Here is a 12,441-nt window from a genome sequence, read left to right as displayed (position 1 = left end):
CATCCCTGAATGCAACAAGATCATCCTTATGGTTGAGTAAATACACGCATGAAGTGTTAACAATTGATTTACCAAGCCACGGGACACCCGGTGTTCTTGACCGCACGGACAAAAAAAGCCCCGGTCGAAACCGGGGCTTTTCGCATTCAATCAGAGGGTGGGCAGATTACTCTGCGCTTTCCTCTTTCTTTTCTTTCTTCTCGGGAACGATCTCTTCGCCGGTTTCCTGATCGACCACTTTCATCGACAGGCGAACCTTGCCGCGATCGTCAAAGCCCAGCAGCTTGACCTTCACTTCCTGACCTTCCTTCAGAACATCCGACGGATGGTTCAGGCGGCGGTTTTCGATCTGGGACACGTGGACCAGACCGTCGCGCTTGCCAAAGAAGTTCACAAAGGCACCGAAATCGACGATCTTGACCACCTTGCCGGTATAGACCTGACCTTCTTCCGGCTCGGCCACGATCGACCAGATCATGTCATAGGCCTTCTTGATCGATTCCCCATCGGGCGATGCGATCTTGATGACGCCATCGTCGTTGATGTCGACCTTGGCACCCGAAACCTCGACGATCTCGCGGATGACTTTGCCGCCCGAACCGATCACTTCACGGATCTTGTCGGTCGGGATGTTCATGGTCTCGATGCGCGGCGCGTGGACCGAGAACTCGTTGGTCTCGGACAGGGCTTTGCCCATCTCGCCCAGGATGTGCATCCGGCCGTCCTTGGCCTGTGCCAGGGCGGTTTCCATGATCTGAGGCGTGATGCCCGCGACCTTGATGTCCATCTGAAGCGAGGTGATGCCGTTTGCAGTACCCGCAACCTTGAAGTCCATATCGCCCAGGTGGTCTTCGTCACCCAGAATGTCGGTCAGAACTGCGTAAGACCCGTCATCTTCCAGGATCAGGCCCATGGCAACACCGGCAACCGGGGCTTTCAGCGGAACACCCGCATCCATCATCGACAGCGAACCGCCGCAGACAGACGCCATCGAGCTGGAGCCGTTGGATTCGGTGATCTCGGACACCACGCGGATGGTATAGGGGAAGTCGGTCGGCGCAGGCAGAACCGCCTGAAGCGCGCGCCATGCCAGCTTGCCGTGACCGATTTCGCGACGGCCGGGCGAACCCACGCGGCCAACCTCACCCACCGAGTACGGAGGGAAGTTGTAATGCAGCAGGAAGTTCGATTTGAAGTTGCCGTGCAGCGCATCGATGAACTGCTCATCGTCGCCGGTGCCCAGCGTGGTCACGGCCAGCGCCTGAGTTTCACCGCGGGTGAACAGGGCAGAGCCGTGTGTGCGCGGCAGCAGCGAGGTTTCGGCTTCGATGGCACGCACATCGGTGGTCGAACGACCGTCGATGCGCTTGCCGCCCTTGACGACGTCACCGCGCAGAATACCGGCTTCCAGCTTCTTCATCGCCGAACCAAGGTTGGCGTCTTCCAGCTGTTCCTCGGTCAGCGCTTCCTTGATCGCTTCACGGGCAGCGGCAACAGCGGCGGTGCGCTCCTGCTTGTCGGTGATCGCGAACGCGGCGCGCATCTGCTCTTCACCGGCAGCCGAAACAGCGGCGTAAAGCTCCGAGTAATCGGGTGCGACGAATTCGAACGGCTCTTTCGCGGCGTCTTCGGCCAGCGAAATGATCAGGTCGATGACCGGCTGGATCTGTGCATGCGCAAAGGTCACGGCACCCAGCATTTCGGCCTCGGACAGCTCATAGGCTTCCGATTCCACCATCATCACGGCGTCTTTGGTACCGGCAACAACCAGATCCAGACGCTGTTCAGGGTTCAGGCGCAGGTCCTGCATGTCATCCACGGTCGGGTTCAGGACGTATTCGCCATCCACGAAACCAACGCGGGCTCCGGCGATCGGGCCCATGAACGGCGCGCCGGAAATGGTCAGCGCAGCCGACGCGGCGATCATCGCGACGATGTCGGGATCATTGACCAGATCGTGGCTCAGCACGGTGCACATCACCAGCACTTCGTTTTTGAAACCGTCAACGAACAGCGGGCGGATCGGACGGTCGATCAGACGCGCGGTCAGCGTCTCTTTCTCGGTCGGGCGCGCCTCGCGCTTGAAGAAGCCACCCGGAACCTTACCGGCAGCATAATATTTCTCTTGGTAATGTACGGTCAGCGGGAAAAAGTCCTGACCGGGTTTTTGGCTCTTGGCAAAGGTCACGTTGGCCATGACGCTGGTTTCGCCCAGCGTGGCAATCACGGTGCCGTCGGCCTGACGGGCAACCTTGCCGGTTTCCAGTGTCAGCGTTTCCTCGCCCCACTGCATTGATTTCTTCGTTACATCAAACATATGCGTATCCTAGAACGGAGCACTCCCGCCCCTGCGGGTCTCCGGTTTTGCATGGCGGCCCCATTGCCGCCGACCCCATTTATCTTCCGTTCGAGTGCCGGGGTCAGGGCACAACGTCTCAGATACCGCGCGCATACATGAGAATGCGTTGGAAGGAAAGCGAAACCGAAAAAGCTGGCCGGATCATGCTGAGGCAGGTCCTGACCCCTCGCAGCGCGACACAAGGCACAGGGGCCGCATGATGGCGCGCTGCGTGCCTTTGCCCCCGTCCGGGAAATGGCCTGACAGAACCGGATCACTGCGCTAACCTCACTTTCATCGGGGGTGCGAATGAAAAGACGGCTTACGACAGTGCTGGCGGCTGACGTTGTCGGGTACTCGGCGCTTATGGATCAGGACCGGCAGGGTACACTTGCAGCGCTGAAATCGTTCCGTGACGACACGCTCACCGCCCTGCTGGAATCCCACAACGGCACATTGATCAAAAGCATGGGGGATGGCTGGATCGCCGAATTCCAGTCAACGTCCGACGCGTCGGATTTTGCGATTGCCCTGCAATCCTGCGACAAGCCCGAAGGGCTGCGGCTGCGCATCGGTATTCACACGGGCGAGGTCATTGCGGAAGGCGAGGACATCTTCGGTGATGGCATCAATGTCGCTGCCCGGCTCGAAGCTCTCGCCAAACCCGATCAGATCCTGATTTCGGACACGGCGCATCACAGTCTCGACCGGGGCGATGCGGGCCTGTTCGGCGGCGGCGGGCAGGCCGAGCTAAAGAACATCGCACGCCGCGTTGGTGTCTGGTGTTGGCCAAAGGGCTCAACCGCCAATCTTGCAACACCCGCCGACACCCGCCCGGGGATCGCCGTCCTGCCCTTCGACAACATGTCCGGCGACCCCGAGCAAGAGTTCTTTGCCGACGGTATAACCGAGGACATCATCACGGAACTGTCGCGCTTTCGCTGGCTGATGGTCGTGGCCCGAAACTCGTCCTTCATCTTCAAGGGAAAAACGACGGATATCCGCCAGGTCGGCCTGACGCTCGGGGTTCGGTATGTGTTGGAAGGGTCCGTCCGCCGCGCGGGACAGCGTGTCCGGATCACCGGGCAGTTGATCGATGCGGAAAATGGCAGCCACCTGTGGGCCGATCGCTTTGACGGGGTGCTGGACGATATCTTCGAGCTTCAGGACAAGGTTACGCAAGAGGTCGTCACGGCGATCGAACCTTCGCTGCGCCACGCCGAAACGAACCGGTCCCGCGCCAAGCCGACCGAAAACCTCGAAGCCTATGAACTCTATCTTCAGGCGCAGTCGCATTTTCATCTGCTGACAGATGACGCCAATCGCGAAGCCATCCGGCTGACGACGCTGGCGCTGGACCGCGACCCGGATTACGCCGCTGCGGCAGGGTTGCTGGCCTGGCTGCATATTCAGCGGCTTGTGCAGGGGCTTGATCCCATCGGTGAAGGGCCCAAGGCTGCCATCAGCGCCGCAGAACGCGTTCTCATGAGCGACCGCGCCGACGGCATTGCCATGGCTTATGCGGCGCATTCAATCTCGATGCTGTCCCGCGACCTGCCGCGTGCGCGTGCGGCGTTCAAACAGGCGCTGGCCGAAAACCCCAATGCTGCAAGTGTTCACATGCTCGCCTCCATCAACCTGTGCATGTTGAACCGGTCGGACGAGGCATTGGAACACGCAACACATGCCATTGAACTCAGCCCGAAAGACCCCATGCGCCATGCGGCGCATATCGCCCGGGCAAGCGCGCTGTTTCAGCTGTGCCGGTATGACGAGGCCGCCGCCGCAGCGCGTGACGCTCTGGCCGTTCGGTCAGGATTTGTCATGAGCCACCTGATGCTTATTGCCGCCTTGGGCCAGATGTCGGATGCCGCAGCGGCGCAGGCGGCGATAAGCGACCTGCAAGCGCTGCGCCCCGATATCACCGCTTCCTCGGATCAGACCAGTTTGCCAATCTTTACCGTTCCGGCCTGTGCGGAAAGCTGGCGCGAAGGGTGGAAAAAGGCCGGTCTTCCCGAATAACGGCTGATCTACAGACACACGTTCTGCTGCGGCCACGAAACGCCGCGCCCCCCCCGGTTGGCGGCGACTGGTTGTTCAAGTGTGATGTTCACCACAGAGAGATTTCAAAACTCGTCTATTGTGCAGGCTTATTGTGTCAAAGTTAATGAAAGTAGGTTTACCCATGAAGCTCCATTCCGCCTCTGGCATTTCATTCAACCCTGATGTGTTCGACGAGTCATTTATCGAGATGCTTGACAAGCTCCCCGAGGACGCGGTCGAGGACATCGACCTTGATGCAGGCCCCAAGATGCCACTGATGACAGCCCCGGCCACCGAACCAAGCGCGGCGGACGTGGCCGCGATCATGGAAAGCGCATGGGAAGAGCTTTATGCCTCAGACGAAGGGGCCGATATCCGCGCGCTTCCGGCCGACCAACAGGCGCAGATCAAGGCGCGGTTCCTGTCCCCCGACCCGATACCCGAGGCCGAAGCCGCTACGGTTCCCGTCGATGCCGCGCCGTTCTCGGTGCAGGAAACCGCGGACAGCCTGATCCTGATGCAGGGGGACACGCCGCTTTTGGGGGCACCGCTGGGCACCAGCAGGAAAAAGCGCAAGAAAGCCGCGCTGAACACCTTTATCGGGGCCGCCGCCAAAGCGTTTGCCGATATCATCACGATGGCCATGGCCGCGCTGGGGGTTTATCAGGCGCTCGGAACCAAGACGGTCACGCGGGCCGGGGCCGGGATTGCCGTCAAATGCAGCGGCCCGATCAGCCGCCATGCCGGTGCAATCGCCAAGGCCGGAACGGCGGGCAGCGATCTGGCCATGATGAAGGCCATGCTGGGCGTCGCCAAGGCGTCCGTCGGGTTCACCAAACTTGCCGGCATCGTTCTGACCGACATGAGCGGCCTTGAAAAAGCCGCCGCGATTGCCACCTGCGTCGGCGGCATGACACTGGCCGTCGCCTCGGCAAGCGGGTCGTTCTGGGTGTCGATGCTAGCGATGGTAACCGCAGTTGCGATGTTCGTGATCGACACCGCCTTGGCGGTCGATACCTACAAGAAGTGGCAGGCAATCTGACCCGAAGACAGCAAAAGCCATGCCGAGCGGCGTCGCGGATGGGAGCCGCGATGCCGTCTCGGCCGTTTGTCTAAGTGCTCACGCTGCTGAGAATTCGTTGATAGAACGTGCCGTCCGCATCCTCATCTGCACAATTTGCGACCCATTCCAAATCCAATTTCAGTGCCCCTACGGGAACGATCTTCCGCGTGATTTCAGGCGGCGTGGTTTTGTCAGTTGTTCCATTCTTCCAATCGTGAAAAGCTGATGAGTATCGAACAACCGCTCCGCTGGTCGGCAACTCGAGCAACCCGCCCTCGGCAAAGAACATCAACCCGTCACCCATTTCTTCCCCGATGAGTTTGAGCCTGTTTCCCAAACGATGTTTGAGGATGGCCACAAACACTATCGCCGCTGAAAACGTGAATTTATCGACAAGTACAACAACCTGCTTACTTGCGCTTTGCGAGATCGCGTCTATCAAAGGCATCGTCAGAAGAAAATCGCCGCCGGTGTTTCCGCGAACGTCAATCAAAAGCGTTCTGTTCGGACAGGCGCGCACGTGTTCCACTGCGGCTGAGACGGCTTTGTGCAGCGTTGTTTCGTTCGGAGCAAAAAAGCTCGGTAACGCTATTGAGAGCCCAAGATCTTGCCAATCCTTTATCTCCACAAAAGTCTTGGGCACCCAAGTTGGATCATCCTTGCCGTGCTCGTTTCTCGGGTAGAGCATGGATCCTGGAACGGTGTTTCCAATCGCCACTTTCAGATTGGTTATCTGCCCATTTTCGTCCTGAACACGATACTCGGTCGTTCCGCCGTTTGACGAAATACCCAAACGTGCCAAGGCGTACGGCCAAGCCAAAAGAATAGGTCCGATGACTCGCTTCCTTTGGCACGTTCCCGCAAGAAACTGTTCCGCCTTGGCTTCAATCTGGCTCAAAGCTGTGCCGTTGACCGCAATCAGTTCTCCTCGCGGTGCAGTTATCTCTGGAAACGCACCGACGAGTTGCACAGAACGCCCTACGCTCACGAACCTCAGCGGAAGCACGGTGATCGCATCGTTCGGGATCAGCCGTGTGTGCCCATTTTCGGGAAGTGCCAATAGACGCATCGCGGACATCAGGAAGGCTTCGGTGGAGCCCTCCAAGGCGTATCGCCGGGTTTCACTAATGCAATTGTCTATCACCGCATATTCGATCTGCTGAAAGCTGGGATCGGTCGGCAAGACAGTTTCTAAAATTTGGTTTAGGTCTTCCGTAAGCGACATGTCTCACGATGCGCATGGCCGTTCGTCAATGTCCAGATTGGGCGCACCCTGCCAACAGAGAATGAGTTTAGCACCCGCAGCATTGGTCGGTCGGTATATTTGACATTCGTCCACAAAAGAAAAACGCCCGCCAATTGGGCGGGCGTACAAATCTTACAAACCGGGGTTCAGAACCGGTACAAAACGTAACAAATACGTTTAGCGGCGGATGCCCAGCTTTTTGATCAGGTCCTGGTAACGCGCCTCTTCCTTGCCCTTCAGGTAGTCCAGCAGCTTACGGCGCTGAGCAACCATTTTCAGCAGACCACGACGACCGTGGTTGTCTTTCTTGTGGGTCTTGAAGTGCTCGGTCAGGGTGTTGATGCGCGAGGTCAGGATAGCAACCTGAACTTCTGGCGAACCGGTGTCGCCTTCTTTGGTTGCGAATTCTTGCATGACGCGTGCTTTTTCAGCGGCAGTGATCGACATCGGGGTCTCCTTTGAAAGGTTAGAGTTGATGGCGCAGGCCGGGATGTCGTCCAGCACAGGCCCATGGAGAAAACCGCACCGATTCCGATGCGGATGGGCGCGTATAAGCGCATTTGACCCAAATGGCAAAGGGTTTCTGCGGGCTCAGACCATCTGCCCGTATTGTGCCAACTGCGCTTCGGTGATCAGCTGAATGTCAGCCGCTGTCATTCCTTCGGCACCATATACCTGCGCAACTTCCTGGCCATCTATGAAAACCCTTGTCAGGTTGGCGTTTTCGGCGTCGGCCTCAACCTCGATTGCCGGGTCGGTCTCATCCTCCCACGTCACCAGCAGCTTGTCTTCGCCGGGTTGAAATCCCATTACGGTCACCTGATCGTCGCCTGGGTTCAACACGATGTCATCAGCCCCGTCTCCGCCCGTAACCACGTCTTTGCCGCCTGCCAGAATGGTATCGTCACCCGCACCGCCGTTCAGGAAATCCCTTTCGGCGGCACCCTCTTCGATCCCGAAAACAAAGTCGTCTCCATCCCCGCCAAAGATGGTATCCTCACCTTCGCCCCCGTTCAGAACATCATCCCCGAACCCGCCCTGCAACGCATCATCCCCTGCGCCGCCGTCCAGCCTGTCGTCGCCCTGACCGCCAAACAGTTCGTCCTCACCCGCACCGCCATCCAGAGCGTCGCCCCCAAAGTGACCGTAAAGGGCGTCATCCCCGTCATCACCGAACAAAACGTCGTCATCCGCCTCACCGTGCAGGACGTCATTTCCCTGCCCGCCCGATATCTCATCCGCGCCGTCGCCCCCGTGCAGAACGTCGTTGCCCTTGGCACCGTTTATCGTGTCGTCCCCGCCGTAGCCGTTGATCTGATCGACACCGTCCTGCCCGGTAATCACGTCCGAACCATCGCCGCCAGCAATCACGAGATCGCCTTCAAATTCCGAGATCACAGTTCCGGTGAAGGGCGCCTCGCTACTGTCCGGCGAGGGTTCGGTGTTAGCGTTTTCCGGGTCTTCGACACCCTCGCCGATGACCAGAAATTCACCGGTACCAACCTCGGCCGAAGGTTCACCTTCCGGGTTTTCATCCGGCGTGTCGTCCTCTTCGATCAGAAAATCGCTCATCGCGTAAGCAGCGCCGCCGATGGCGGCCAGTCCAAGCAATCCGGCCAGAAACATGGAACCCCTCCGAAAGCATGATGTTCCGAGGGTGGAATATCCCATGTCGGCCGTCACCGGGTCAAAGGTAAACCTTTGAAATGGTTAATCCTTTGTCACCAGAGTTCTGGCTGCTGAGTATAGGCGATATAAAGCGGATGTTTGGGGTGGCCGTCCTTGGTCAGGCCCAGATGGAACAGCGATTGGCCGGTGCCGCGCAACAGGGCTTCCACCGCAGGGCCACGCTCCAGATGCGCGCCATGCGTGCCCCAGGCCGCGATGACCTGATCGGCCCATTGCACGCCGTCCAGAATGGCCGCGTCATTCTCGGGCCCGACCGGATCGGCGGCAGCCCGCATCTTGCGCGGGTCGGTGTCGCGCCACGCAAAGATGTTCGTGACCTGAAACGCCCCGAACCCCAACGCGCGTGCACGCCGTTCACAGCGTTCCACTGTCGGATCGTTCTGCACCTCGGTCGCGGTTGACGGGTTCAGCATCACAAATAATGCCTTGCGCCCTTCAGGGTCCCAGATGCGGGTCAGGCTATAGCGGTATTTCTCGCAATCGGAATAGATGGCGGTCGAGGGCGCGTCGCCCTTGGTGTGGGAACGGGTGATCATGCCCTTCGCCTAACACGACTCTCAGTCGACGAACACCCGGCTGGGGTGCAATTCACCGGATTTATAGATGCCCACGGCCACGGCCTTGCCGTCGAACGATGCCCAGGCCTCGTCGCCGTATTCCACGTCCCCAGCCAGCACCATGCCCGGGTTGCCATTGCGCAGGCGGGTGGCGCCTTCGGGTGTGCATTTCAGTTCGGGTAGGTCGGACAGGCCGGTTTCCAGCGGGTGCAGATACTCGTCCAGGGCGGTTGTTTTCGCCATCTCGTCAATCTGCTCGATGCTCAACCCGTCCTCGGCCTCGAACGGGCCGGACCAGATGCGGCGCAGTTCCTTGACGTGGCCGTGGCACCCCAGCGCCTCGCCCAGATCGCGGGCGATAGACCGCACATAACCGCCTTTGCCGCAGGTCATCTCCAGCACCACGTGATCTTCGTCGGGGCGGTCGACAAGGATCAGTTCCTCGACCCAGAGGGGGCGAGCGTTCAGCTCCACATCCTCCCCATCACGGGCCAGTTTATAGGCGCGTTGGCCGTCGATCTTCACCGCCGAGAATTTGGGCGGCACCTGCATGATATCGCCCAGAAACGGGGTCAGCGCCTGTTTGATATCGTCATCCGAGGGGCGCGCATCGCTTTGCGCGATCACTTCGCCCTCGGCATCGTCCGTGTTGGTGGCCTGCCCCAGTCGCACGGTAAAGGTATAGGCTTTCAAGGCATCGGTGATATAGGGAACGGTCTTGGTCGCCTCGCCCAAGGCAATTGCCAGAACGCCGGTCGCCTCGGGATCCAGCGTGCCCGCATGGCCCGCCTTTTTGGCATCCATCGCCCAACGCACCTTGTTGACCACGGCGGTCGAGGTCATGCCCGCAGGCTTGTCCACCACCAGCCAACCGGAAATGTCGCGGCCCTTGCGTTTGCGTCCCATCATGCACCTTGAATCTTGCTGAGGCGCGCGAGTTAGCGGATCACTCTGCCGCTGTCAATTTGCGGGCGTTTCTTCGACCACACCGACAATCGGCCCCAGCGAGAATCCCAAATCCGAGCGGTTGCTGGCACGCTCATACATCCGCGAGATATTGCCGTCGAAAAACAGCGCGTTTGGCGTGCCAAGCACATCGCGGAACAAACGTCCGAACTCGTGGAAGGTGACGTAATCTTCCGAGATCGCAAACACCGCCCGTGTACCATCGGAACTGGTGCCGACCCCATTTCGAACATAAAGCGAGGTCGAATCAGGCAGGAAGCGCGGGTGCAGTTCTCCGTCGATCACCAGCATGGGACCGGATTGGGTGGCAAAGCGGCAGGTGGGCGCCTGATCCACGTATTCAAGCGTTTCAAACACATCCGCCCGGCCTTCGCGGATGCAGAACACGCCATTGGGCAGCAAACCGAAGTTGCCGGGGCCGGGGTTGGTGATCACACGCATCTGCTCCTGGCCGTCCTCGACATAATGGCCAACGGGTGAACGGTCGTCGTGATACATGCCCGCGTTCATCGCAAAGGCCAGCCGTTCGCCTTCCGGGGCCAGCACTTCGTTGACCGACGAAAAATGCCCCAATACCTGACCGTCTTCGCCGTTCAGAAAAAGCCTCAGATCTTCATTGGCTGCATCGACGTTGCAAACCGTATAACGTTTGTCCTCGTGGGTCAGCTTTTCACAAGTGACCGCGCCTGCCTGCGCGGCCCAAAGAAGCGTCGCCAATGTGACAAGCGTGCGGATCACTCGTCCAGATCGCGGCGCACCGCGTCCTGTTCGAACATGCGACGGGTATCGTCCAGACGGTCAAATGTGTCATCCAGCCGAAAGCGCAGATCGGGCGCGAACTTCAGGCCGACTTTCTTGCCGACCATGCGCCGCAGCTCACCCTTGTTGCGGGCCAGAAGTTCGATCACGTCCTCCTGCCCTCTGCCGCCAAGGGGCAGCACATAGGCGGTGGCGATCTTCAGATCGGGCGAGGTGCGCACCTCACCCACGGTGATCGACATGCGATTCAGGTCGGGGTCGTGGACATCTCCGCGCGCCAGAACTTCGGACAGGGTGCGGCGGATCAGTTCGCCGACACGCAGCTGCCGTTGGGACGGGCCGGGGCCATCGTGGAATTTGTTCTTTGCCATAAACCCCGATCTAAGCGCAAAGCAGGGCTTTGCCAAGCGGGCGCGAACCGGGTAGGAGGCTTTGAGCCGACTTAACGAAAAGGACCAGCGCAATGACCCATATTCCGGGGATCGTCATCACAGGGGCTTCGGGCCGTATGGGGCAGATGCTGATCAAGACCGTGACGGACAGCGATCAGGCCCGTCTGGTCGGCGTGGTCGAACGCAAGGACCATGACTGGATCGGTCAGGATGTGGGCGAGGCCATGGGCGGGCAGGCACTGGGCGTCACCGTCACCGACGATCCGCTGGAGGCCTTTGCGCAGGCGCAGGCAGTGATCGACTTCACCGCGCCCGAGGCGACACTGGAATTCGCTGCGCTGGCGGCGCAGGCGCGCTGTGTGCATGTGATCGGCACCACCGGCATGTCCGACGAACAGATCGCGGCACTGGAACCCGCGTCCCGCCATGCGGTGATCGTACGGGCCGGAAACATGAGCCTTGGCGTCAACCTTCTGGTGCAATTGACCAAAAAGGTCGCAGCCGCATTGGATGAGGATTTCGATATCGAGATCATCGAAGGTCACCACCATCACAAGGTCGATGCACCTTCGGGCACGGCGCTGATGCTGGGCGAGGCCGCAGCCGAAGGGCGCGGCGTTGAGTTGTCGGACGTGTCCGACCGGGGCCGCGATGGCATCACTGGCGCGCGCAAGCGTGGTGACATTGGCTTCCACGCCATTCGCGGCGGCGACATCGTGGGGGAACATGATGTCCTGTTCGCCGCCCCCGGAGAACGCATCGTCCTGCGCCATCTGGCCACGGACCGCGCCATCTTTGCCCGCGGCGCGCTGAAAGCGGCCCTTTGGGGGCAGGGCAAGGCACCGGGTCAGTATGACATGGTGGATGTGTTGGGGTTGTAAACGCTGCGATTAGAAGTAAGCGCGCACCAGCGCATATACGAAGAACGCCCAAACCCAGAAAAGCACCGCCGTAATAATCGATGCGAAACCTAGTATATATGTAAGAAAAAAGTTGGCATTCGGAACGATCCGTATCCCATTGGGAACATTTAGATCGTAGCATTTTTCAGTCATAAAAAAGTAGTTTCCCGCCCCATAGGCATTCAGCAGCAGTCTTCTTCGTGATGGAGGGGTGCCTCTTGTCCTTATCCAGAATTCAACAAATTCATCTTTGAAGTTGAAGACCGGGAATACCGACGTAAGGAATATCATCGCGGCGAGGACCGAAAAGTTCGCAATGACGAAGAAACCGAGAGTGAAAAATAAAACTGTCAACAAATCTGTCTCTAATCCGGTTCCTATAGAAATTATCGTGGGTCAACGAAACGCAGCCTGTCCGGGCGGTTCTCAACTGCACCTGTTTTCACCTGTTCAATGCCATCTGCGATAGACTCCATGCAACTATAG

General features: G+C 59.1%; 11 protein-coding genes. 3 read left to right on the top strand and 8 right to left on the bottom strand.

The features are described from left to right. Window positions 1-166 precede the first annotated feature (166 nt). Complete coding sequence (gene pnp, locus I9188_RS08775) at window positions 167-2,317, bottom strand: polyribonucleotide nucleotidyltransferase (RefSeq protein ID WP_209505097.1); 2,151 nt, start codon at window positions 2,315-2,317, stop codon at window positions 167-169. A 330-nt stretch (window positions 2,318-2,647) separates the two neighbouring features. Here pnp and I9188_RS08770 point away from each other — a divergent pair, with 330 nt between their 5' ends. Together I9188_RS08770 and I9188_RS08765 are read left to right on the top strand one after the other, a co-directional pair. After that, complete coding sequence (locus I9188_RS08770) at window positions 2,648-4,360, top strand: adenylate/guanylate cyclase domain-containing protein (RefSeq protein WP_209505096.1); 1,713 nt, start codon at window positions 2,648-2,650, stop codon at window positions 4,358-4,360. Between the two features lie 163 nt (window positions 4,361-4,523). Next, window positions 4,524-5,423 carry a hypothetical protein gene (locus I9188_RS08765; RefSeq protein ID WP_209505095.1) on the top strand — a complete coding sequence of 300 codons (900 nt, stop codon included), beginning with the start codon at window positions 4,524-4,526 and terminating at the stop codon, window positions 5,421-5,423. A gap of 70 nt (window positions 5,424-5,493) precedes the next feature. Here I9188_RS08765 and I9188_RS08760 read toward each other — a convergent pair whose 3' ends face one another. The 7 genes from I9188_RS08760 to rbfA form a co-directional block, all read right to left on the bottom strand. After that, window positions 5,494-6,669 carry a peptidase S41 gene (locus I9188_RS08760; RefSeq protein WP_209599599.1) on the bottom strand — a complete coding sequence of 392 codons (1,176 nt, stop codon included), beginning with the start codon at window positions 6,667-6,669 and terminating at the stop codon, window positions 5,494-5,496. Window positions 6,670-6,867: 198 nt separating this feature from the next. Then, the gene (rpsO, locus tag I9188_RS08755; protein WP_170329634.1) at window positions 6,868-7,137 is read right to left on the bottom strand and encodes a 30S ribosomal protein S15; all 270 of its coding nucleotides are present in this window, start codon (window positions 7,135-7,137) and stop codon (window positions 6,868-6,870) included. 144 nt (window positions 7,138-7,281) lie between these two features. Then, the gene (locus I9188_RS20375; protein WP_209505093.1) at window positions 7,282-8,316 is read right to left on the bottom strand and encodes a calcium-binding protein; all 1,035 of its coding nucleotides are present in this window, start codon (window positions 8,314-8,316) and stop codon (window positions 7,282-7,284) included. Between the two features lie 95 nt (window positions 8,317-8,411). Further along, window positions 8,412-8,915 (bottom strand): DUF1643 domain-containing protein, encoded by a 504-nt coding sequence (locus tag I9188_RS08745; protein WP_209505092.1) that lies wholly within the window; start codon window positions 8,913-8,915, stop codon window positions 8,412-8,414. Window positions 8,916-8,936: 21 nt separating this feature from the next. Continuing rightward, window positions 8,937-9,842, bottom strand: coding sequence for a tRNA pseudouridine(55) synthase TruB (gene truB / locus I9188_RS08740; protein WP_209505275.1), 906 nt, complete (start codon window positions 9,840-9,842; stop codon window positions 8,937-8,939). A gap of 54 nt (window positions 9,843-9,896) precedes the next feature. Next, the gene (locus tag I9188_RS08735; protein WP_209505091.1) at window positions 9,897-10,640 is read right to left on the bottom strand and encodes a phosphodiester glycosidase family protein; all 744 of its coding nucleotides are present in this window, start codon (window positions 10,638-10,640) and stop codon (window positions 9,897-9,899) included. Then, entirely contained in the window at window positions 10,637-11,032 is a 396-nt protein-coding gene (rbfA, locus tag I9188_RS08730; protein ID WP_209505090.1) for a 30S ribosome-binding factor RbfA, read from the bottom strand. The genes I9188_RS08735 and rbfA overlap by 4 nt, the downstream gene beginning before the upstream one ends. A gap of 92 nt (window positions 11,033-11,124) precedes the next feature. Between rbfA and dapB the strand changes: the two genes are divergently transcribed. Then, the gene (gene dapB / locus I9188_RS08725; RefSeq protein ID WP_209505089.1) at window positions 11,125-11,934 is read left to right on the top strand and encodes a 4-hydroxy-tetrahydrodipicolinate reductase; all 810 of its coding nucleotides are present in this window, start codon (window positions 11,125-11,127) and stop codon (window positions 11,932-11,934) included. Window positions 11,935-12,441 lie beyond the last annotated feature (507 nt).

Source organism: Ruegeria sp. HKCCSA071, from assembly GCF_017872555.1.
In the GTDB taxonomy this organism is placed as follows: domain Bacteria; phylum Pseudomonadota; class Alphaproteobacteria; order Rhodobacterales; family Rhodobacteraceae; genus Ruegeria.
The sequence above is the reverse complement of the archived record's forward strand: the minus strand, read 5'-3'. Positions and strand labels throughout refer to the sequence as shown.